This window comes from Kiloniella sp., assembly GCF_048259265.1.
Classification (GTDB): domain Bacteria; phylum Pseudomonadota; class Alphaproteobacteria; order Kiloniellales; family Kiloniellaceae; genus Kiloniella.
In genome coordinates, this window is record NZ_JBLXHT010000008.1 from 81,682 (window position 1) to 105,265 (window position 23,584).

Consider the following 23,584-nt stretch of genomic DNA (forward strand, 5'->3'; position numbering starts at 1 on the left):
AATGATAAGATTCAAAGCAATTTAGACATAAAAAAAGCCCGGGCTCGAAAGCGCCGGGCTTTTTAATTCATAAACTGTCTAATCAGCCAATAGCTGTAAGCATGGCCTCAGACAATCCGATCTGTTTTCTTGCGGCGTCACGAGCGGCGTCATCTTTTGCATCGGAAAGATCTTCTTTTGCATCTTGAAGCTGCTGCTGGACTGCTGCTTTGTCAATCTCACCTACAGGCTGAGCCACTTCAGCGAGAACGGTACAGCGTTCCGTGGTTACCTCGGCAAAGCCACCGGCGACAAAAATTCGCTCACTAATCTCTTTACCAGAATAGATTGCGATTACGCCGGGACGAACCGTGGAAATCATCGGTGCGTGACGCGGCAGCACACCAAAGTCACCATCTTCACCTGGGACGACAACCATGTCGACACTTTGGGAAAGAAGTAGTTTCTCTGGAGAAACGAGTTCGAATTCGACCTGTTCTTTGGCCATTATTCTCTTCCTGCTACCTGTCTTAACGACAATTAAAGATCAGAAACCTTAAGCGGCTTCAGCGGCCATTTTCTCAGCTTTGGCAACAACTTCGCTAATGGTACCAACCATATAGAAAGCTGCTTCTGGAAGGTGATCGTATTCACCAGCAAGAATGCCTTTAAAACCGTTAATGGTGTCTTCCAAAGCAACCTGAACACCAGGAGATCCTGTGAAGACCTCAGCCACATCAAACGGCTGTGACAAGAAACGCTGGATCTTACGAGCACGCGCAACAGTCATTTTATCTTCTTCGGATAGCTCATCCATACCCAAAATCGCAATGATGTCCTGCAAGTCTTTGTAAGACTGAAGTACACGTTGAATTTCACGGGCAATTGTATAGTGCTCTTCACCAATAACTGATGGCTCAAGAATACGGCTTGTTGAATCCAATGGATCCACAGCCGGGTAAATTCCAAGCTCAGCAATCTGACGAGACAAAACAGTTGTCGCATCCAAGTGAGAGAAGGTTGTTGCAGGCGCAGGGTCAGTCAAGTCATCAGCAGGAACGTAAACGGCCTGAACAGATGTGATTGAACCTTTCTTCGTAGACGTAATACGCTCCTGCATGGCACCCATATCAGTACCAAGAGTTGGCTGATAACCAACCGCAGAAGGAATACGACCTAGAAGCGCTGAAATTTCAGAACCAGCCTGTGTGAAACGGAAAATGTTATCCACAAAGAACAGAACGTCCTGACCTTCTTCATCACGGAAATATTCCGCCTGAGTAAGACCAGTCAAAGCAACACGAGCACGCGCCCCTGGAGGTTCGTTCATCTGACCATAAACAAGCGCACATTTACTGTCGCCATCTAGGTTGATAACACCACCTTCAATCATTTCGTGATAAAGATCGTTACCCTCACGAGTACGCTCACCAACACCGGCAAACACAGAGTAACCACCGTGTGTTTTTGCAATGTTGTTGATCAATTCCATGATTGTCACGGTTTTACCAACACCGGCACCACCGAAGAGACCAATTTTACCACCCTTTGAGTATGGGCAAAGCAAATCGATAACTTTAATACCAGTTACCAAGATCTCAGCATCAGTAGCCTGTTCATCGAAGTTAGGTGCAGCACGGTGGATTGGGAAAGAAGCTTTGTTCCCAATATCGCCACGTTCATCAATCGGCTCACCAACAACGTTCATGATACGACCCAAAGTCTCAGGTCCGACAGGAACTTTAATAGCATCGCCAGTGTCAGAAACTTCCTGACCGCGCATAAGGCCATCAGTTGCATCCATAGCAATGGTACGAACTGTGTTTTCACCCAGATGCTGGGCAACCTCAAGAACAAGGCGTTTGCCATCGTTCTGCAATTCTAGTGCGCCCAAAATTTCAGGAAGATTTCCACCTGAAAATTGAACGTCAACCACCGGTCCTAGGACCTGTGTGATCTTACCGATATTCTTATCAGCCATTTAGTGTCACTCCTTAGCCAGTGCGCTTGCCAGGGCTCTCTAAGATTAGAGAGCCTCTTTGGCGGAGATAATTTCAATCAACTCGTTTGTGATGTTTGCTTGACGCGTTCTGTTATACTGAATCGACAGTCGATCAATCATCTCGCCAGCGTTACGTGTCGCACTGTCCATAGCAGACATACGAGCACCGTGCTCACTAGCGGCATTTTCAAGCATCGCTTTAAAAATCTGAATTGAAATATTGCGAGGCAACAAATCACTCAGGATTTTCTCATCAGATGGCTCATAATCATAGATACCACCATCAGCAAGGCCAGATGCATCCGCATCGCCCTCAGCTTCAAATGGGATCAACTGTTGAGCAGTAGGAATTTGAACGATTACAGATTTGAACTTCGCGTAGAAGATCGTGCAAACATCAAATTCGCCAGCATCAAACATTCTCAGTACGGTATCAGATACTGTCGTAGCTTTATCAAAACTCAAGCTAGGTTTTGCAACATCTTCAATCGTATCAACGATATTAGGTCCAAATTCACGTCGTAGCTGATCACGAGATTTACGACCAATACAGTAGAACTTTACAGTTTTACCAGCTTTGATCAGCTCATGAGCTTTCTTGCGAGCTTCTTTTACAATATTGGAATTGAAGCCACCACAAAGACCGCGATCCGCCGCGGCTACGATGAGTAAGTGAACGTCATCTTTACCTGTTCCAGCAAGAAGAGGAGATGCCCCAGGCTGTTTGCCTGCAGATGCAGCAAGAGAACCTAACATCCTTTCCATACGCTCTGCGTATGGTCGGGATGCTTCAGCTTGTTCTTGTGCACGGCGCAGTTTAGCCGCAGCAACCATCTTCATGGCCGAAGTGATCTTTTGCGTTGATTTAACGCTAGAGATCCTAAGTTTCAGATCGTTTAAGTTTGCCATGTCGTTATTCGTTTCCCACAGCCATTAAACTCTGGATTGCCAATCCGTTAAACAAAAGTCTTGGCAAAATTATCCATAAAGGACTTCAGCTTGCTTTCTGTATCGGCAGAAAGAGCTTTCTCTGTACGGATAGTTTCCAGAATGTCCTGGCCATTGCCACGAATTTCAGAAAGGAGTTTCTCTTCGAAGTGACTGATCATTTTCACGTCAATCGCATCAAGGTAACCCTTCACGCCTGAATAGATAACAACAACCTGCTCTTCAACAGTCAGCGGCTTGTACTGAGGCTGCTTGAGAAGCTCGACTAAACGAGATCCACGAGCCAACAGACGCTGAGTAGCGGCATCGAGATCAGAAGCGAACTGAGAGAAAGCTTCCATTTCACGATATTGAGCGAGCTCAAGTTTAATACTACCCGCAACTTGTTTCATAGCCTTGATCTGCGCTGAAGAACCAACACGGGAAACCGACAGACCAACGTTAACAGCTGGACGGATACCTTTGTTGAAAAGGTTCGTTTCAAGGAAGATCTGACCATCAGTAATCGAAATCACGTTGGTAGGAATAAAGGCAGACACGTCACCACCTTGAGTTTCGATCACAGGCAGAGCAGTCAAAGAGCCTGCACCGTGTTCATCGTTCAATTTACATGAACGCTCAAGTAGACGGGAGTGAAGATAGAAAACGTCACCAGGATAAGCTTCACGCCCAGGAGGACGACGAAGGAGAAGAGACATCTGACGATAAGCAACAGCCTGCTTGGAAAGATCATCATAAACGATCACAGCATGCATCGCGTTGTCACGGAAGTACTCGCCCATTGCTGCGCCAGTATATGGAGCAAGGAACTGAAGCGGTGCAGGATCAGACGCTGTCGCAGCAATAACGATGGAATATTCCATAGCGCCATTATCTTCGAGAGTCTTAACCAAACGAGCAACAGTGGAACGCTTCTGACCAACAGCTACATAGATGCAGAATAGCTTTTCGCTTTCGCTAGAAGCAGCATCATTCGTTACTTTTTGGTTCAGGATCGTATCCAGAGCAATCGCTGTCTTACCAGTCTGACGGTCGCCAATGACAAGCTCACGCTGGCCACGACCAATTGGAATAAGACTATCAATAGACTTAATACCAGTCTGCATTGGCTCGTGAACAGACTTACGCGGAATAATGCCAGGGGCCTTTACTTCCACACGCGTACGCTCAACATCCTTAAGAGGACCTTTACCGTCAATCGGATTACCGAGACCATCAACAACGCGACCGAGCAGGCCTTTACCTGCAGGAACGTCAACAATAGAACCGGTACGTTTGACCGTATCGCCTTCTTTAACACCACGGTCATCACCGAAAAGCACGACACCAACGTTGTCGACTTCAAGGTTAAGGGCCATGCCCCGAATACCGTTAGCAAATTCCACCATCTCGCCAGCCTGAACATTGTCCAGACCATAAATACGAGCCACACCATCACCCACAGAAAGAACTTGGCCTACTTCAGCCACATCAGCGTCAGCGCCGAAGTTTTCAATCTGGTTTTTGAGAATGGTAGAGATTTCAGCGGCGCGGATATCCATTACCCAACCCCTTTCATCATCAATTCAAGTCTCTGAAGTTTTGTACGCAAGGAGCTATCAACCATGCGGCTACCAACCTGCACAATCATGCCCCCGATTAGGGATTCATCGACAGTTACGTCAACTTCGACAGATCCACCAGCGGAAGCTTTTAACGCATCTGCGATTGCTTTTTGCTGAGTCTTTGTCAATTCGTGTGCTGCTGTTACTTTTGCTCGGACCTCACCGCGGCGACGCGCCAATTCTGCCAAGTAGGCATCAGCCATGTCAGCCAGAACAGCAAGACGACGATTTTCAGCAACAACCAATACAAAGTTAAGCGTTACGTCATTAACGCCTGCTTTGTCCAGAACTGCTGAAATCGCTTTAACCTGCTGATCGCGAGTGTAAAGCGGAGAGCTGAGCAAATCCTGAAGCTCAGAGCTGTCTGAAACGAGTTGTTTCAGGCCCTGTAAGTCTTCAGCCACTGCATCCAATGCAGATTTTTCCTCGGCAATTTCCAGTAGCGCTAATGCATAGCGCCCTGCCAAGCCATTCAAGCTAGTGTTTTCGCCTGCCAAGCTGGTTGCCCCCAAGATAAGCCAGAAATTGACCCTGCCTGTACAGGTCACATTTCAGTGAAGCCGAAACTAAATTCTTACGAAAAGTACGAGCTGTACTAATCATCAGGCGCGGGTTAGGTATCACAGTCATAACAGGGTTTCAAGCGAGTCAGACGAAAGATTCGACCTTTTATGACACTCTTTTCGCCGCAGTTCCGAAAAAGAGTCCTCTGGAACCCCTGAGAAGTCTCTGTTTATTCTCAAAAATACGCCAATTTTGCCATTATTTTTTTTACTGCGTTTTCAGAAAAAAATTTTACTCCCAAATTCCCGCCCCTTTAAGAGACAAATTACGACATCCCCAACGGGCCATAAAAACACGTCATAAAATTGTCCTATGCCAATAGACGAGACTGCCTTGCATATCGCTTCTAAAGAAAGGAATAAGGATCAACATCAACGACAATCTTGATTCGCGAAGGCGCCTTGTGGTTGCCAAGCCAGTTCCGTGCTATTCCTTGAGGTGAAATTGACTTTTTACTCATGATCAGAAAACGCCGACGAAACTTTCCACGCAACAACGCAAGCGGCGCCGGAGCAGGCCCTAGAATTTGCGCATCACTAAGCTGGGGAATCGACCTCGCCAGACTTGCACAAAAATTATCCAGTTCACTTTCATCCGGACCAGAAACAATGACCGCAGCCAAACGACCAAAGGGCGGGAGATTCCCCCGCGCTCTCGTTTCAGCTTCAATTTCCAGAAACTTGTCTCGATCCCCAGCTTTAAGTGTCTGCATCACAGGATGTTTAGGATCAGATGTTTGCAACAGCACTCGCCCTTTGTGCTCGGCACGCCCGGCACGCCCAGCCACCTGATGTAATAACTGGAAGGTCCGTTCCGCAGCTCTTAAATCGCCGCCAAACAATCCCAGATCAGCATCAACCACCCCAACCAGTGTCAAATAAGGGAAGTGATACCCCTTTGCCACGACCTGTGTTCCCACCAGAAGGTTAACTTCTCGATTCTGGATGCGGTCGACCATCTCTTTGGTTGCAGCAGGCGACGTCATCGTATCACTCGCCATCAAGGCCACATTGGCTTCGGGGAAAAGCAACTTGGCCTCTTCCACGATCCTCTCGACACCTGGACCACAGGGAACGAGAGAATCCTCAGCATTACATGAAGGGCACGTTTCGGGTAGAGCGGCCGAAAAGCCACAATGGTGACATTGCAATCGACGAAACCGTCGATGCTCAACCAACCACGCAGTACAATGCGGGCACTGCAGTCGATGACCACACGTTCGACAGAGTGTGAGCGGCGCATACCCTCGACGGTTCAGGAACAGCATTGCCTGCTCGCCAGCCTCAAGGGTTTGGCGAATGGCCCCTCGAAGCGCCTGAGACAACCATCCAGGACCAGATTGCAATCTCTCTGGCTTATCAAAACGCAGATCGATCAACTCAACATCAGGCATCCCGGCACCTCCGTGACGCCCAGGAAGAATCAATCGGTCGTATCGTCCGCTCTGCACATTGACCATTGTCTCTAACGCCGGGGTCGCGGATGCCAAAACAATCGGACAGTTACACCCCTTTGCACGGACAACAGCCATATCTCTTGCGTGATAATAAACGCCGTCTTCCTGCTTAAAGGAGCCTTCGTGCTCTTCATCGACAATAATAAGGCCAAGGTCACTATACGGCAGCATCAAGGCCGAACGCGCGCCGACAACAACTGGCGCCTTACCTGCAGCCACAGCACGCCAAGTCTTCCGACGCAACGCAGGCGTCAAATCTGAATGCCATTCCGCAGGCGCAACCCCGAATCGTTTTTGAAATCTATCCAGCCACTGGCTTGAAAGCGCAATTTCTGGCAACAACACCAATGCCTGTCGCCCTTCTTTTATGGCAGCTTCCACAGCTTCAAAATAAACTTCGGTTTTGCCAGATCCGGTAACACCATCCAGAACAACTGTTGAGAAAGCCTGATCTTTAACCCTACTGGTCAGATCGTCAGCAGCCACTTTTTGATCAGATGACAGGGTAGGTCCCATAGTATCAAACGCTGGACGAGGAAAGAAAAAGTCGGGGGCCTCAAAGTAACTCTCTATCCATCCAAGCTTCTCCAGCCCCTTAACGACAGAACTGGAAACGCCTGCTTCTCTCGCCAGATCAGCCAGCGTCCAGCCTCCACTATCAGCGACAACATCAATCACCTTTCGCCGCGCATTTGTCAGGCGAAGTTTGTCCGCGTCAGCGTCACCATTTTGATTATCAACAACCAGTCGGTATAGCTTTTGCCCCACCAGATTTTCAAGTGCCTGAGGAACGGACAAAGCCATTTTGAGAACCGAGCCTTGCGGAGAGAGCGTATAATTGGCAACCCATTCGACAAATTTACGTAGTTCTTCTCGCAGTGGAGAAACCTCAGAGATACCGGCAATCTCTTTTAATTTTTTAAGAGGAACATCCTCGTCCGCGATCCCGTCCCAGACGACACCTGGCAAGATACGCCGCCCGACAGGCACCATTACTATCTGCCCGGGTTCCAGCTCTAGCTGCACTCCATCAGGGCCATAGGGCAAAAGATAATCATAAGGCTTTTCAATCGGAAGGATGACCTGTACCCGGCAACGGAGAGGTTGTTTATTCATCTCTTCAAACAGAGCCTGTCCTTCACCACCATTCTGCACGAATCGTCTTTCCCTGTTCGTTATAACTACGCCCTAGCCTTTGCCTATAGAAGCTTCAATGACAAGGAAGAAAAAACAGAAAACCAACCACAAAGATATAAACGATACATCTAAAAACTCTATCGTTCACTTTCCCTTCGTACATTCATGATTTATATATACTGAAACTCTGAACCTTGGGCAGTCACTCTCTACCTATGGGATGGACATCATGTTCTCTTACCTGCGAAAGCATCTTTAGGTAAGAACCAGAACGCAGCATATTAATACAGGATTGATTAATGGAATTCTTTATCGATACAGCGGATATTGACGAAATTCGCGAACTAGCGGCAACCGGCCTTGTAGACGGCGTAACGACAAACCCGTCCCTGATTGCCAAAAGTGGTCGTCAGTTTATTGAGGTCATCAAAGAAATTGCCGACGTCGTACCTGGTCCCGTTAGCGCCGAAGTTACATCCCTTGAATATGACGGCATGATATCTGAAGGTCGCAAACTTGCCGCCATTGCAGACAACATTGTTATCAAACTCCCTCTTACGCCTGATGGGTTGAAAGCTTGTAAAACATTTTCAGACGAAGGCATCGATACTAATGTAACGCTTTGCTTCTCTTCCGCCCAAGCTCTGTTGGCGGCAAAAGCTGGTGCAACATACATCTCACCTTTTATCGGGCGCCTTGATGATCTGGCACAAGACGGCTTGATACTAATTTCGGACATTGTTGAAATCTACAGCGCCTATCCGGACATCAGCACAAAGGTTCTGGTTGCTTCTACACGTAGCCCGCTACATGTGGTTGAAGCCGCAAAAATGGGCGCGGATACAGCAACAATCCCCCCAGCTGTCCTTCGCGCAATGTTCAAACACCCCTTAACAGACAAAGGCCTCGAAGCCTTTATGGCTGACTGGAAAAAAACCGGTCAATCGATCCTTTAAAAAGCGGTGTAGGACAAGATTATGAGCAGCCCTTCTCAGGATGTAGAGACAGATCAAATCAAAGAACCTCTCATCACTGCGCGTCATGTCGAAAAATACCTTCGTCAGCACGCGGATTTTCTGGTGCAACATCCTCAGGTGATTGACAGCCTTGAGATTCCCGGAAAAACAGAAGGGCGCGGTCTTGCCGATCTTCAACAGCATATGATCGAAAAGTTGCGGCATCAACTTGCTCAGGTAACAAGAGAACGCGACGTTGTCATATCAAGAAGCCATCACAACAAGTTAACTCAAGACCGAACCCACAGGGCTGTCACAGCCCTGATTTCAGCACAGAACTTCGAACATCTGATTGATATTATCAGCACCGAGCTTCCCATCATCATGGGCATGGATGCAATCGCCATTGGTGTAGAGCAACCCGGTGAGGCAGATGTTGCAGCCCCTGTAGAGGGCATTTCCTGTCTTCTCCCCGGTATGGTGGATGGATTGATAGGTAACGGCCAACCCACAGTGCTCCGCAGCCACATACAGGGCGATGTTTGCCTTTACGGTACCATGGCCCCCCTCATTCAATCCGACGCTTTGATCAGACTCCACATTTCGTCCACAACTCCGCCTGCCATGCTGGCATTCGGCTCACAAAGAGATGATCAATTTGAACCTGGCCAGGGTACTGAACTGATTCGTTTTATTGGCTCAGTAGTTGAGAACACGATCAGAACTTGGCTTAAATTACCTGAATAATAAGCTCACAAGGGGAAGAACAATAAAAAAGCCCCCCCAAACAACACAAAAAATCGATCTTACAGTTCTTCCTTGGAACGATGACGTGCAAGACGCTTTCGAAGATTGGTTAAGCTGGCACCGCAACGAAAAAAGATCCTCTGACAAAACGATTGAAGCCTACGCACACGACATTCGATCATTTTTAAGATTCCATGCTGAACACAGCGGTTATAACGTAACCTTGAAATCAATAGACCAGCTTCAAATCCGCGATTTCAGATCATGGCTTGCCGCTCGTACCGGACAAAATTTAAGTAAGACCTCAACTGCCCGGGCCCTGTCCGCTGTCCGCGGCTTGTTCAAATGGATGAACAAGCAGCAGCTGGTCAATAACCATGCCCTTGATATTCTTCGTACGCCGAAGAAGACACATGCCGTTCCCAAAGCGCTCACCAAAGAAGAAGCGCAACAAGTGATGGATCAAAGCTCTAAACTTCAAGACGACACTTGGGTTGGCCTCAGAGATCAAGCTGTGCTTCTTCTTCTCTACGGCTGCGGTTTACGTATTTCAGAAGCACTGGAATTAAACCAGGAAGATACTCCGCAAAAAGGACAAGATTTCCTTCGCGTTTTGGGCAAAAGAAATAAAGAACGTCTGGTACCGATTTTACCTGTTGTTACCGATGCTATAGCAGAATACCAAGCAAGTTGTCCTTTTCCACAAAGCCCGAATTCGCCCCTTTTCTTTGGCGTTAAAGGAAAACGGCTTTCACCAAGAATTATACAACTCCAAACACAAAAGCTTCGTGGCCTGCTTGGCTTACCAGAGACCGCAACGCCGCACGCTCTTCGACATAGCTTTGCCACCCACCTACTTTCCAATGGCGGCGACCTCAGAGCGATACAAGAGCTCTTGGGCCACAACTCACTCTCCACAACACAGCGTTATACTGATGTAGATGCAGACGAGTTGCTAAAGGTATACGACAAAGCCCATCCAACGACTAAGAATTAACCCCATAGACTTTAATCATCCTCGACCTGCATTGCTGCAGTCTCCGGTGTTGAGGTTCGCGCGGGTGGTGTTGCCACATAGGCCACCTTTTCATCCGCGGAAACAGGTGCACGGCGTGTGATACGCCAAATCGTATAAAGCACAATAAGCACATGCGCGCCTAGGGATGTCATGAACAAACCCGATGTTCCAATGTGCGCCATTCCAAAACCTGATACCAAGGGACCAATAATAGAGCCCAAACCAAAAACAAGAAGCAATCCACCACTCACCTGGATAAAACTGCCTTCCGAAGCATGATCATTCGCATGGGCGACAATTACCGGATACATGCTGAAAATCGATGCTCCGAAAAAGCCAATGAGGATCATATTGAAAAGCTGTGTTTCTGGCGCAATCAGAATAAAGGACAAATCTACAGTTATGGCTGTGAGTGCAATCACCAACAGAACTTTTCGTCGATCCATTTTATCAGAAAAATGGCCAACAGGTACCTGCACCAAAGCCCCTGTCAGAATTGGAATACTGGTAAAAAGCGCAACACTCGTCAGGACGAGGCCAATACGATCAGCATAAACAGCCGCTAATGTTCCAAAAGAAGCATTGGAAATGCCCACCATGAAAACGGCAAAAACAGCAACAGGAGAATTTCTCCATAACCCTTTTATATCCAGACTAACTTTAGCCAAAGGGTTGGGCGATGCACTGGATGAAACCGCCGTAGGGACCAAGGCCAGACAATAGAACATCGCCCCCAAAACAAAGAACAAAAATCCTGCACTATCCCCAAGGGGCAAGACCATCTGACCTGTTGTTGTCGCCGCAAGCGTTACCATCGTATAGATCCCGAAAATCCGCCCTCGCGAACTGGCATCGGCTCGTTCACCGAGCCAGCTTTCGACAATCATCGCAGCCCCGGCAAAACAAAATCCTGAAACAGCGCGCATTGGTATCCAGGCAAAAGGAGAGACAACCAACAGGGAGCTTAGAATAGCAAATGCAGCAAAGGCAGCCATAACGCTAAACGCACGAATATGGCCGACCTTGGAAACAAACCTTGGCACGACAAGACAAGCACTCACGTACCCAACGGCCCATCCCGTTCCAAGCAAACCCAAAGAGAATGCTGAAAAGCCTTCCATATTGCCGCGCACAGGCAAGATCAACGCATTGATGCCACCAGCAAAGAAGAGAAAGGCAGCCCCTAATAAAAGCGCACTAATTGGTAAAAGTTGGCGAATCATAAATCGAAATTTTCATGTTACGTTGCTAAATCAACGATATGATTAGGCACTAACTCTATACAGCAAAAATCATCACATCGGCCTCTGACCTATGATCTCTGGCCTGTGCGAACGGCACCAGCACAGCGCAGCCTATGCAACATTTCCCGGCGACAAAGGCTTATCACGACCAAATTTGTGAATGATCAAAGGTCCCATAAGAACCCCTACACCCATTGTCGAAAAAGCCGCTGCCCATGCCAAGGTATTTCCACTTCCCCCAAACAGATCCAAAACTGCCCCAAAAACTATTGGAGACAAAGATCCTGCCGCGAAGCCCGCAAGTGACTGCAAAGCCATTGTCGCACCTTTTCTTTTGGGGTCAGAGTTAGCAACCACACCAGATGTCAGAGACGACGAATCTGCCGTTGTAGATATGCCATAAATAGTAAAGACAATAATAACAATAACAAAAGGTAAGCTGGCGGAAAATCCGATACCAAAGCCGATGAAAGCTGACGCCCCCATAACAATGGTCAACAACTTACGGCGGCCATAACGGACCGAGAACTCATTCCCAATGACACTCGCAGGAAGCCCAAGAAGAAAGACCCACGACGCAATTTGTGTGGGACTCCAGTCAAAACTTTCCATAGGCTGTAATGAAAGCGAAAAGACCAGAAAAGCCACCAACCAAGCCCGAAGAGCAAACAGCTCCCATAAATGGGCCGCATAGGCCAGGATATACCCAAGTGCAGGTCGGTTAGCTATAACAGGCCTGAAGTTAACCACATCACGTAAGGGAATATGTTGTTCAGGTTTTAACCCTTTCGAGACAACGGATAGAACCACCAACCAAGCAAAAAAACTACCTATACCCGCCACAATAAACGACCACTGCCACCCCAACAGCTGCCAAACCTCCCCCGCGACAAAGACAGAAACGCCAGTTCCAATCGCAAAGTGGGCGGTATAATAAGCCACTGCCCTGCTCTGTTCTTTTTTCCCATGAATAAGGTCTGTCAGCAGTTTAAGACCGACCATATAGGTCCCCGCAAGGCTGATCCCAGCGAAAAGCCGGAAAAACATCGCAGTCCAAAAACCTTCCGCAAAAAACGCAAAGCCCAGTGCAGCCAAGCCGCCTAAAGCCATAGAATACAAATATATTCTGCGGGCATCCTCACGATCAGTAAAAGCAACAAGCAGCGGCACTGCCGCCGCATAACCGCCATAGTAAATACCGCTGATCCAGCCGATTTCAGTATTATTGAGATACCATTTCTTTTGGAAAAGCGTGATCAGGGCAGAAAACGTTGCATTATCCAGCATCCCCAACACTTGAGAAAGGCACATTACCGCAATCAAAATTGTCGCTTTTTTAGCTGTGCTTCCATCAAGCATCTATTCCGCCCCTCTCTATTTCGTCCGATGATAAGCCGCGAAGCCCCTGCATTGTCCAGACTTAATTCCTCTTGCAGAAAATGAAATACAAAAAAACGCTCCGGAATCAAAAAGGGCAGCTCAAAGCTGCCCTCTATCATAAAAACGAATAGGTCTATCAACTTACATATGGATGGCACGCTTATCGACAGCCATTGCAGCTTCTTTAACCGCTTCACTCAAACCCGGATGAGAATGACAGGTTCTGGCGATATCTTCTGCTGAACCACCAAATTCCATGACAGCAACTGCTTCGGACAACAATTCACCCGCTGCTGGGCCAATAATATGCACACCAAGAACCTTATCGCTTGTTGCATCAGACAAAATTTTGACCTGACCGTCTGATTCACCCATGGCACGTGCGCGGCTGTTGGCACTGAAAGGAAACTTACCAACATTGTAAGCAATGCCAGCTTCTTTCAGAGCTTCTTCGCTTTTTCCAACTGTTGCAATTTCAGGATGGGTATAAACAACACCAGGCACCAGATCGTAATCCACGTGGCCTTTTTGACCCGCAAGGTTTTCCGCACAGGCAACCCCGTCTTCTTCGGCTTTGTGCGCCAACATTGGTCCTGGGACACAATCACCAATCGCGTAGATACCGTCTACAGATGTTTTAAAATTGCCATCAACCTGAATCACACCGCGCTCCATGACAACACCCAACTCTTCAAGACCAAGGCCAGAGGTGTAGGCACGACGCCCGATAGAAACCAGAACCGTATCAACTTCCAGCTCTTCAACTTTCCCTTTTTTGACAGATTCCATCGTCAGCTTAACTTTGCCACCCGCTTTTTCTGCAGCAGTAACCTTCATACCCAATTTGAATTTTAGGCCCTGTTTGCCCAAAACACGTTTGGCAAGTTTACCGGTTTCTTCATCAATACCCGGAAGGATCTTATCAAGGAACTCAACAACAGTGACCTGCGCGCCAAGGCGTGACCAAACAGACCCAAGTTCCAGACCAATAACACCTGCACCAATGACAACCATGTGTTCCGGTACTTTTTTCAGCGAAAGAGCACCTGTAGAAGTTACGATCTGCTCTTCATCCGTCTCAATACCCGGCAACGGTGTTGATTCAGAGCCTGTCGCAATCAAAATATCTTTGGTTTTTAGGGTCTGTTCGCCGTCATCACCTTTGACAAGAACCTCGCCAACCTTTGGAATAGATCCCCAGCCCTTGATGTAATCAACCTTGTTTTTCTTGAGTAGAAATTCAACGCCTTTGGTCAGATCCTCAACGACCTTGTCTTTACGACCCAACATGGTTTCCAGATCAAGTTCGAAAGACCCTTTAATGCCATGCTCGGCAAAGTGTTTTTGCGCATCCACAAACTTCTCAGAAGAATTCAAAAGCGCCTTTGATGGCATACACCCGACATTCAAGCAGGTTCCGCCCAATGCGCCCCGCCCTTCAACACAGGCCGTTTTCAGGCCGAGTTGAGCAGCACGAATTGCGGCGACATACCCACCTGGGCCACCGCCAATAATGACCAGGTCGTAAAGAGCTTCACTCATTTTTCTAAGGATCCTTTCCGTATTCAGGGTCTTACCCATACCGCCAAAAAAGATGTAGTCCTGTAAGATGACAGCAAGACTATCGCATCAAGTCGGCTATAAGCTATTTGATTTCGTCTATCTGGATAGCATAGGAAGCCCGAACGATATAGCCTAGATGCAATAATTTCTCAGAAAACAGAATTCAGAAGAGTCCCCCTTAAGCAAGGGACACAATTCAGGCCGTTTTCAAGTTTCCTGAGCGAAATAAAACAATAAGCAGGACTCCGCACTAAACAGCGTTTTATCACGAATGAGGATAGCAACATTCCAATATAGATCAAATATTTCCTATCGGAAACTTAAAAAAAATTCTCCACTAAAAGATAAAATAGCGATATAATAGTGAGAACTCAATAAGTTGGGACAGCTATGCAGAGTAAAGAGACACCAAGAATCGTCGAACCGAAAGCAACTATTTCAGGCGCAGAACGCACTTTGGAACCCCTAAAACTTGGCACGCGTCTTCGGGATGTTCGCAAGAACAAGAACTGGACGTTAGAAGAAGCCTCCAAGCGGACCGGCTTGGCGCGCTCGACCCTGTCAAAAATTGAAAACGACCAAATGTCACCCACCTTCGAAGTCGTACAAAAACTGGTAACCGGCCTAGAGATTGATATCCCTCAACTCTTTACCAAGGGTGACCTTCAGGCAAATGTCGGACGTAGAACGGTCACGAGAAAAGGGGAAGGCAAAGAGCATCCCACTGCAACTTACCAGCACGAACTCCTTTGCACCGAAATTATCAACAAACGCATGATTCCCTTCAAAAGTACTATTCGCGCCCGATCCATGGATGATTTTGGCGAACTTGTCCGCCACAATGGTGAAGAATTTCTCTATGTTCTCGAAGGCGAACTAACTTTCTATTCAGAATTCTACGAACCAGTTTCACTTAAAGAAGGCGATAGCCTGTATTATGACAGTGGTATGGGACATTCCTGCGTATCTACCAGCCCACAAGACGCTGTCATCATTTGGGTATCCACCCCACATATCTAATAAAAAAAATGATACTTACTAACTCTTCACCACTAACTCTCAATAGATCACGTTTTTTTTATTTAAGTTAAGAATTCCTATATTGCGAAAATATTTCCGATAGGATAATACTTTCGCAATTAAAAATCGACAATACGATTTATTGAACAGCTCCCAGCAGAGTAACTCTTATCAACGAATTGAGTGCGCGATCGTCCAGCAAACACAGCGCGCCAAACAACTTCGCTTACCTTAAGAATAGGCGAAACAGGGGATAATTATGGAAGCTTTAGAAGCCCTTACAAATATACTAAAATACATCAATGGCATTGTATGGGGCGCCCCCATGCTTGCCCTCATTCTCTTAACAGGTCTCTTTCTTCAGGTCGGGTTGACCTTCTTACCCCTTCGCAAGATTAGCTATGGGTTTTCTCTACTTTGGAAGGGCAGAGAAAAAACCGAAGGCAGTGGCGAAATCAGCCCCTTTAACGCACTGATGACATCACTATCAGCCACGATCGGAACCGGAAACATTGTCGGCGTTGCCACCGCGATTTTTTTCGGCGGCCCTGGCGCGCTTTTCTGGATGTGGTGTACTGCACTGGTCGGCATGGCGACAAAATATGCCGAGGCTGTTCTCGCCGTCAAATATCGTGAAAAAGATGACAATGGCGACCACGTTGGCGGCCCGATGTACTACATCAAAAACGGCCTTGGCAAAGGCTGGTACTGGCTGGCACCAACTTTTGCTATCTTCGGGTCTATTGCTGGTTTTGGTATTGGTAACATGGTTCAGTCTAACTCCATTGCCGCAGCAATCAACACATCCTTTGGCCTTCCTTCCGACGTAACAGGCGGAATTCTATTTGTTCTCACCGCCGCTGTTATCCTCGGCGGCATCAAACGTATTGGTTCTGTTGCCGGGAAACTGGTTCCAGCCATGGCGATCATCTACATTGCCTGTGGTCTGATTGTACTCGTGATCAATGCAGCTGAAATTCCGGCAGCCTTCGGCCTTATCTTCCAACACGCCTTCACTCCAGTTGCTGGTGCAGGTGGCTTTGCAGGCGCAACCATCTGGATGGCAATTCGTTTTGGTGTAGCACGTGGCGTCTTTTCAAACGAAGCTGGTTTGGGAAGTGCACCAATTGCACACGCCGCCGCAACAACGAACGACCCTGTCAGACAGGGTAGCATTGCGATGCTGGGCACCTTTATTGATACCATTATCGTCTGTTCCATTACCGGCCTTGCCATTATCACAAGTGGTACATGGACCAGTGGTGAAAACGGTGCAAGCTTGACATCCCTAGCTTTTGAAACAGCCTTACCCGGTGTCGGCAACTACATGATTGCGATCGCTCTTTCCATCTTTGCTTTCACCACCATTTTGGGTTGGAGCTTCTATGGTGAGAAATGTATTGGGTTCCTTTTTGGAACAAAAGCAATCTGGCCTTTCAGAATTGTCTGGTGTGTAGCTGTTTTTGTTGGTGCTTCCCTGAAGATTGACTTTGTATGGCTGCTATCTGATACGCTTAATGCAATGATGGCGCTACCAAACTTAGTTGCGCTTCTTCTTCTAAGCCCTGTGGTCTTCAAACTAACTAAAGAATACTTCCAGGACAAAGAAGCAGAGAAGAAAGAAGGATAGTTTCTATCCATATCTGGTTGGTTAACCTTAACTTTTCAGCTAAGAGTTAACCAACCAGATAAAACGACAGTAGCTCATGGGTGAGTTTATAGCGAAGCCTCTGGTACGAAAGTATCAGAGGCTTTTTAATGCGGTTACTTAAGGAATATTTGAAACTTTAATGGCTTAGCTTTCAGCTTCGTCTTCACTGATATCGTCTTCTTTACCCGCAGGTATATGAATGACAAAGCCAGAACACTCCTTGTCAGCGTAAGGCTTCACACGGGAAATCATTTCTTTTTTGAGAAGCTCGACCAGATGTTTTCCGACGGGACGAAAAAGTGTTTCACCTTGCCCCGGCACTGGCGGATCAAGGCGGATCAAAACAGACCTAACATCACGGCGACGACGCTGACGCTCAATCATCTGACGTATGGATTCCAGCGCATGCCTCAGATCCAAACCAGTAAGATCCAGCTCAAAATCTGCATACCCGCTACCATCAATAAGATTGTTCAGGTTTAGTGTATCGTCTTCCATACCGCACCCTCTTTATTATGCATCTCAAAAGAGACACCACATGCACCCATCATCATATCGACAAAACATGACAGTACCAAGTAACCATTATTAACGAGCCTTCCAAACAAAAAAGGGAAGCCGAAGCCTCCCTTTTTCTAGTCTCATGAAAAAACTACATACTTAAAAGAAGGCGCTGAGGATCTTCCATGCATTCCTTGATGCGGACAAGGAATGTCACGGCTTCACGTCCATCAATCAGGCGATGATCATAACTTAAAGCGGTGTACATCATCGGACGCACAACGACCTGACCGTTTATAGCAATCGGGCGCTCTTCAATTTTGTGTAGGCCAAGGATTGCAGCTTGCGGCATATTCAAGATTGGTGTTGAAAGCAACGATCCAAAAACACCACCATTTGTAATGGTGAAGCTTCCGCCCGTCATATCATCCATACCAAGCTTGCCATCACGTCCCTTCTTCGCAAGATCGCCGAGGCTACCCTCTATTTCAGAAAAGCTCTTCTTATCGCAATCCCGAATAACCGGCACCATCAACCCGGATGGGGTTGAAACAGCCATACCGATATCAAAGAAGCTGTTATAAACAATATCATCGCCATCAATACGTGCATTCACAGATGGAACATCCTGTAATGCCTGAACGACCGCTTTGGCAAAGAAGCTATTAAAGCCGAGGCGAACACCATGCTTTTTCTCGAAAGCTTCTTTATATTGTTTACGCGTATCCATCACCGCTGACATATCAATTTCATTGAATGTTGTCAGCATCGCTGCGGTATTCTGCGCTTCTTTCAAACGACGAGAAATAGTCTTTCTCATCTTTGACATTTTTTCACGTGTTTCACGTGTTTCTACCGGTGCGGTAGACGTGCTTGTGGCCCCAGAAGCAAGAGAAGCAGAAACAGTTGGCGCAGGTGCAGGAGCAGCCGGAGGATTTTTCAGATGCTCAAGAACATCACCTTTTGTTAAAGCGCCGTCTTTGCCGCTCCCCTTAACCTGATGTGGATTAAGGTTATTTTCTGCAATCAGCTTAGCCACAGCAGGAGGCAAAGTCATCGCAGCTGGAGATGTATTACCCTCGAGGAAAGTAACCAAGTCAGCTGTCGTCACTTTGCCGCCGGCACCCGAACCGTTAATTTGAGAAGGATCCAAATCATTCCCCGTTGCTGGCGTTGCAGCCTTTGGCGCTTCTTGTGACGAAGCTGGTGCACTAGATGCGGTAGCAGGTTTGGAAGCAGCTTTTGAACCGCCAGATCCAGGTGTAATAACGCCTAGAATTGCGCCGACGCCAACATCAGAATCAGCCTCTGCAGCAATTGACGTCAACACACCCGCAACCGGGGCATTAACTTCCAAGGTGACTTTGTCCGTCTCGAGTTCGCAGATAGCTTCGTCCTGAGCAACGCTATCCCCAACAGACTTCATCCATTGCGCAACTGTGGCCTCTGTCACGGATTCACCTAGAACAGGAACGGGAATTTCAACAGGCTCACCTGTTGCTTCAACCGCCTCGGGCTCTGCCGCTTCTGAAGCTTCTGCAGGCGCCTGCTCTTTGGACTCAGTTGGTTTTGATGCAACAGGCGCCGAAGATGCTGCACCTTCGGCAATTGATCCAAGTACGGCACCCACTTCAACATCGTCGCCTTCATTGGCAACAATACCTTCGAGAACACCAGCAACTGACGCATTTACTTCTAACGTGACCTTGTCTGTCTCAAGCTCGACAATAGCTTCATCCATCGCAACTGCTTCACCTGGCTGTTTCAACCATTTCGCAACTGTTGCTTCTGTTACAGATTCCCCTAGTGCCGGAACGACTATTTCGGTGGCCATTTTTTGTCTCTATTATGTTTATTATGCTATGTGTAATTTGAACTCGCTCACATTTCTATCAGCTCATCCGTTAAGAAAAAGGGTGACCCGGGACAGGCCACCCTTCTTATTTATTCACCGGCTTTCGCAACCGGGCGTAATTTTTCAACTTTTGTCGCCGCCGCATCTCTCGCTTCAAGCTCTTCAGCTTTGCGTGTTTGAATACGACTCATCGCTTTTTTGCCAAGTGTAAAAGCATCATCCAACAGAGCTTCTAACTGAAGCGCATGTTTTTTGGCTGATCCAGTCGCAGGTGATGCCGCAGTCTTACGACCAGCATAACGAGGACGATAACTTTCAAAGCCCATTTCTTCTGCAACTTCCTCGATGAAAGTTGACACAAAAGTCCAGGCCCCCATATTACGATGCTCTTCCTGACACCAAACCAGATCACAATGCTCGTAGCCTTTAAGAGCCTGTGATAGTGCTTCGGCCGGGAATGGATAAAGCTGCTCAAGCCGGATAAGGTGAACATTGTTAATCCCACGCTTTTCACGTTCGTCAAGAAGGTCATAATAAACCTTACCCGTACAAAGAATAACCTGCTTGATCTTACTCGGCGGGTTCACTTTTACGCTACACGGCAAAACACGGTGGAACGACGTATCCGGCAACATATCTTCCAAATTGGAAACACATTGTTTGTGCCGCAGAAGAGATTTTGGCGTCATAATAATCAACGGCTTACGGAAACCACGATGCATTTGACGTCTCAGAACATGGAAATAATTCGCAGGTGTCGTACAGTTAACAACCTGAATGTTGTCTTCCGCACAAGACTGAAGGAAGCGTTCAACACGACCCGATGAATGCTCAGGACCCTGACCTTCATAACCATGAGGCAAGAGCATAACTAAACCAGACATTCTCAGCCACTTGGATTCACCAGAAACGATGAACTGATCAATAATAATCTGCGCCCCGTTCACAAAGTCGCCAAACTGTGCTTCCCACAGAACCAGCGCATCTGGTTCGGCCAATGAATAACCGTATTCAAAACCAAGAACAGCCAACTCACTAAGCGGACTATTAATGATTTCAGCCTTTGCCTGGCTGGATCGAATGCCATTCAAGGGCTTGTATTCTGTTTCATCTTTTTGGTCGATCCACGCTGCGTGACGCTGCGAGAATGTTCCGCGGTTACAATCCTGTCCTGAAAGGCGAACCGGGTGACCTTCAACAAGCAAAGTTCCATAGGCAAGGGCTTCGGCAGTCGCCCAGTCAATGCCTTCGCCATTATCAATCATAGCCTGTTTGGCTTTGAGTTGGCGGGTTAACTTGCGATGAATGTTAAACCCATCGGGAACTGTACAAAGGGTATTTCCAACTTCTTTAAGAAGATCCAGCTCTACACCTGTATCCCCACGACGGGCATCATATCCCCGAACAGCGCCGATATGTGACCACTTACCTTCCAGCCAATCAGCTTTGTTTGGCTTATACCCTTCGGCAATCTGGAATTCTTCTTCCAGTTTGTCCCACCAGGTTTTGTTGATCGCGTCAATTTCACTTTGGGTAACAGTACCTTCAGAAGATAGTTGCTCGGCATAGAGTTCACGTACAGAACGCTGTTGCGCGATCTTTTTGTACATCTGTGGTTGGGTAAACGTCGGTTCATCACCTTCGTTATGACCAAAGCGACGATAACAGAACATGTCGATCACAACATCAGATTTAAAGGTCTGACGGTATTCAATGGCAATACGTGCAACGTGCACAACAGCTTCCGGATCATCACCGTTTACGTGAATAATTGGCGCCTGAATAATCTTGGCAACATCCGTACAGTAAGGTCCAGAACGAGAATGAACAGGATCAGTGGTAAAACCGATCTGGTTATTCACAATAAAGTGGATCGTTCCACCCGTAGTGTACCCATCAAGCTCGGATAGATCCAACGTTTCGGGAACAAGTCCCTGTCCAGCGAATGCCGCATCACCATGGAGTAAAATACCCATGATCTTGCTACGATCGTTATCGTTTTTCTGATCCTGTTTCGCACGGACCTTACCCACAACAACAGGGTCAACTGCCTCTAGATGGGACGGATTAGCTGTTAGAGAAAGGTGAACAGAATTGCCATCAAACTCGCGGTCCGAAGAAGTACCAAGGTGGTATTTCACATCTCCGGAACCGCCAACATCTTCAGGATTGGCTGCGCCACCTTTAAATTCGCTGAAAATTGCCCGGAAAGGTTTCCCCATCAGGTTAGCAAGAATGTTGAGGCGGCCGCGATGGGCAACCCCGAGAACAACCTCTTCCAAACCTAGCGCGGACCCTCTTTTGAGAATTTGTTCAAGTGCAGGTACCATTGTTTCGGCGCCATCAAGACCAAAACGCTTCGTACCTGTGTATTTTTTACCAAGGAATTGTTCAAAAATCTCGGCCGCAGACAGGCGTTCCAATATTGCCTGTTTACCTTTAGCCGTGAAATCTGTTCGGTTATTGATGCCCTCGATGCGCTCTTGGATCCAGGCTTTTTGCTCTGGTTCCTGAATATGCATAAACTCGACACCAATTTTGCCGCAATAGGTCTTGCGAACCCGCTCTACAATTTGACGTAATGTCGCCGTTTCCAACCCCAGAACACCATTGATAAAGATCGGATGATCCATATCTTCATCACCAAAACCGTAAGCTTTTGGGTCCAATTCAGGGTGAGGATTAACAGGTTTCAAACCGAGAGGATCTAGATTCGCTTCGAGATGACCACGAACACGGTAGGCCCGAATCAACATCAAGGCACGAATTGAATCAAGGATTGCACGACGGTTTTCTTCATCGCTCAACGGCACGCGACTCGCTTGCGCCGGAGCCGCAGGGACAGTGCTAACACCATGAATCCCTGCGAGTAAATCTTTGGCATCTTCTTCCAGATTAGAGAAGAAAGATTGCCACCCTGCATCTACAGAATCAGGGTGGCTTATGAACTGAGCGTAGAGATCAGCCAGTTCGCCAGCTTTTGGGCCAAAATAGCGGGCTTCATGCCCAACAGTAGTGTTCGCCATCTATAACCTGTAGCCGAACTGGAGGGTACCAGTCCGGCTCCCTCCAAATTAGGTTGTTATCCTTGCATAGCTTTCAGCATTGTGCTGCCAAGACTAGCAGGAGAATCTGCAACAAGGAAACCAGCTGACTTCATGGCTTCAATCTTGTCATCCGCACCACCTTTACCACCAGCAATAATCGCACCGGCATGGCCCATACGACGTCCTGGAGGCGCTGTAACACCCGCGATAAAACCTGCAATTGGTTTTTTCACTTTGGACGCAGCAAAAAACTCTGCTGCTTCTTCTTCGGCGCTACCACCGATTTCACCGATCATGATAATGCCCTGGGTTTCATCATCTTCCAGGAAGAGTTCCAAGCAATCGATAAAGTTCGTACCGTTCACCGGATCACCACCGATACCGATACATGTAGATTGACCAAGGTTCGCAGCCGTTGTTTGTGCAACAGCTTCATAGGTCAATGTACCCGAACGCGAAACAATCCCGATTTTACCACGCTGGTGAATATGCCCTGGCATGATACCAATTTTACATTCATCCGGCGTAATAATCCCTGGGCAGTTAGGTCCGATCAAGCGAGATCCAGATCCTTCCAAAGCACGCTTTACACGTACCATATCGAGAACAGGAATGCCTTCGGTAATACAAACGATCAATTCAACGCCCGCATCAACGGCTTCGAGAATAGCATCACCAGCAAAGGGCGGCGGCACATAGATAACAGATGCATTTGCTTCTGTTTTATGAACTGCTTCTGCCACTGTGTTGAAAACAGGTAGATCAAGGTGGCTTGTACCACCTTTACCCGGCGTCACACCACCAACCATCTTTGTGCCATAAGCAACTGCTTGCTCAGAGTGGAAGGTTCCCTGTGCACCTGTGAAGCCCTGACAGATAACACGAGTATTTTTATTAACAAGTACCGACATT

The 23,584-nt window shown here is 47.4% G+C and carries 18 protein-coding genes; 5 read left to right on the plus strand and 13 right to left on the minus strand.

Features of this window, described 5'->3' with window-relative positions:
- Positions 1-82 precede the first annotated feature (82 nt).
- The 6 genes from ACN0QW_RS13565 to ACN0QW_RS13590 form a co-directional block, all read right to left on the minus strand.
- Positions 83-487: a F0F1 ATP synthase subunit epsilon gene (locus tag ACN0QW_RS13565; protein WP_299379671.1), complete on the minus strand. Its 405-nt coding sequence runs from the start codon at positions 485-487 to the stop codon at positions 83-85.
- A 48-nt stretch (positions 488-535) separates the two neighbouring features.
- Positions 536-1,960 (minus strand): F0F1 ATP synthase subunit beta, encoded by a 1,425-nt coding sequence (atpD, locus tag ACN0QW_RS13570; RefSeq protein ID WP_047764955.1) that lies wholly within the window; start codon positions 1,958-1,960, stop codon positions 536-538.
- A 45-nt stretch (positions 1,961-2,005) separates the two neighbouring features.
- Complete coding sequence (locus ACN0QW_RS13575) at positions 2,006-2,890, minus strand: F0F1 ATP synthase subunit gamma (protein ID WP_299379666.1); 885 nt, start codon at positions 2,888-2,890, stop codon at positions 2,006-2,008.
- A 47-nt stretch (positions 2,891-2,937) separates the two neighbouring features.
- A complete protein-coding gene (gene atpA / locus ACN0QW_RS13580; protein ID WP_299379663.1) occupies positions 2,938-4,470 on the minus strand; it encodes a F0F1 ATP synthase subunit alpha in 1,533 nt (510 codons plus the stop codon).
- Positions 4,470-5,030, minus strand: coding sequence for a F0F1 ATP synthase subunit delta (locus ACN0QW_RS13585; RefSeq protein WP_299379660.1), 561 nt, complete (start codon positions 5,028-5,030; stop codon positions 4,470-4,472). Before ACN0QW_RS13585 ends, atpA begins: the two co-directional genes overlap by 1 nt.
- Positions 5,031-5,443: 413 nt before the next feature.
- A complete protein-coding gene (locus ACN0QW_RS13590; RefSeq protein ID WP_417432254.1) occupies positions 5,444-7,669 on the minus strand; it encodes a primosomal protein N' in 2,226 nt (741 codons plus the stop codon).
- A gap of 320 nt (positions 7,670-7,989) precedes the next feature.
- Between ACN0QW_RS13590 and fsa the strand changes: the two genes are divergently transcribed.
- From fsa to ACN0QW_RS13605, 3 genes are all read left to right on the plus strand, one after another.
- Positions 7,990-8,646: a fructose-6-phosphate aldolase gene (gene fsa, locus ACN0QW_RS13595; protein ID WP_417432155.1), complete on the plus strand. Its 657-nt coding sequence runs from the start codon at positions 7,990-7,992 to the stop codon at positions 8,644-8,646.
- A 21-nt stretch (positions 8,647-8,667) separates the two neighbouring features.
- Entirely contained in the window at positions 8,668-9,393 is a 726-nt protein-coding gene (locus ACN0QW_RS13600) for a DUF484 family protein (protein WP_417432156.1), read from the plus strand.
- A gap of 85 nt (positions 9,394-9,478) precedes the next feature.
- Positions 9,479-10,390 carry a tyrosine recombinase XerC gene (locus ACN0QW_RS13605; RefSeq protein ID WP_417432157.1) on the plus strand — a complete coding sequence of 304 codons (912 nt, stop codon included), beginning with the start codon at positions 9,479-9,481 and terminating at the stop codon, positions 10,388-10,390.
- Between the two features lie 11 nt (positions 10,391-10,401).
- Here the strand turns inward: ACN0QW_RS13605 and ACN0QW_RS13610 are convergent, their stop codons facing one another.
- From ACN0QW_RS13610 to lpdA, 3 genes are all read right to left on the minus strand, one after another.
- Positions 10,402-11,634, minus strand: coding sequence for an MFS transporter (locus ACN0QW_RS13610; protein ID WP_417432158.1), 1,233 nt, complete (start codon positions 11,632-11,634; stop codon positions 10,402-10,404).
- A gap of 132 nt (positions 11,635-11,766) precedes the next feature.
- Positions 11,767-13,014: an MFS transporter gene (locus ACN0QW_RS13615; RefSeq protein ID WP_417432159.1), complete on the minus strand. Its 1,248-nt coding sequence runs from the start codon at positions 13,012-13,014 to the stop codon at positions 11,767-11,769.
- A 162-nt stretch (positions 13,015-13,176) separates the two neighbouring features.
- A complete protein-coding gene (gene lpdA, locus ACN0QW_RS13620) occupies positions 13,177-14,577 on the minus strand; it encodes a dihydrolipoyl dehydrogenase (protein ID WP_299379634.1) in 1,401 nt (466 codons plus the stop codon).
- 411 nt (positions 14,578-14,988) lie between these two features.
- On the opposite strand from lpdA, the gene ACN0QW_RS13625 reads away from it, so the two are divergent.
- Both ACN0QW_RS13625 and ACN0QW_RS13630 read left to right on the plus strand, forming a co-directional pair.
- Positions 14,989-15,618: a helix-turn-helix domain-containing protein gene (locus ACN0QW_RS13625; protein WP_417432160.1), complete on the plus strand. Its 630-nt coding sequence runs from the start codon at positions 14,989-14,991 to the stop codon at positions 15,616-15,618.
- Positions 15,619-15,877: 259 nt separating this feature from the next.
- Positions 15,878-17,248: an alanine/glycine:cation symporter family protein gene (locus ACN0QW_RS13630; RefSeq protein WP_417432161.1), complete on the plus strand. Its 1,371-nt coding sequence runs from the start codon at positions 15,878-15,880 to the stop codon at positions 17,246-17,248.
- A 165-nt stretch (positions 17,249-17,413) separates the two neighbouring features.
- Here ACN0QW_RS13630 and ACN0QW_RS13635 read toward each other — a convergent pair whose 3' ends face one another.
- The 4 genes from ACN0QW_RS13635 to sucD form a co-directional block, all read right to left on the minus strand.
- On the minus strand, positions 17,414-17,767 hold the full coding sequence (locus ACN0QW_RS13635; RefSeq protein ID WP_417432162.1) for a hypothetical protein: 354 nt from the start codon (positions 17,765-17,767) through the stop codon (positions 17,414-17,416).
- A gap of 154 nt (positions 17,768-17,921) precedes the next feature.
- Positions 17,922-19,604: a 2-oxoglutarate dehydrogenase complex dihydrolipoyllysine-residue succinyltransferase gene (gene odhB / locus ACN0QW_RS13640; protein ID WP_417432163.1), complete on the minus strand. Its 1,683-nt coding sequence runs from the start codon at positions 19,602-19,604 to the stop codon at positions 17,922-17,924.
- A gap of 110 nt (positions 19,605-19,714) precedes the next feature.
- Entirely contained in the window at positions 19,715-22,651 is a 2,937-nt protein-coding gene (locus tag ACN0QW_RS13645; RefSeq protein ID WP_417432164.1) for a 2-oxoglutarate dehydrogenase E1 component, read from the minus strand.
- 56 nt (positions 22,652-22,707) lie between these two features.
- The gene (sucD, locus tag ACN0QW_RS13650; RefSeq protein ID WP_299380402.1) at positions 22,708-23,583 is read right to left on the minus strand and encodes a succinate--CoA ligase subunit alpha; all 876 of its coding nucleotides are present in this window, start codon (positions 23,581-23,583) and stop codon (positions 22,708-22,710) included.
- Position 23,584: the final 1 nt, after the last annotated feature.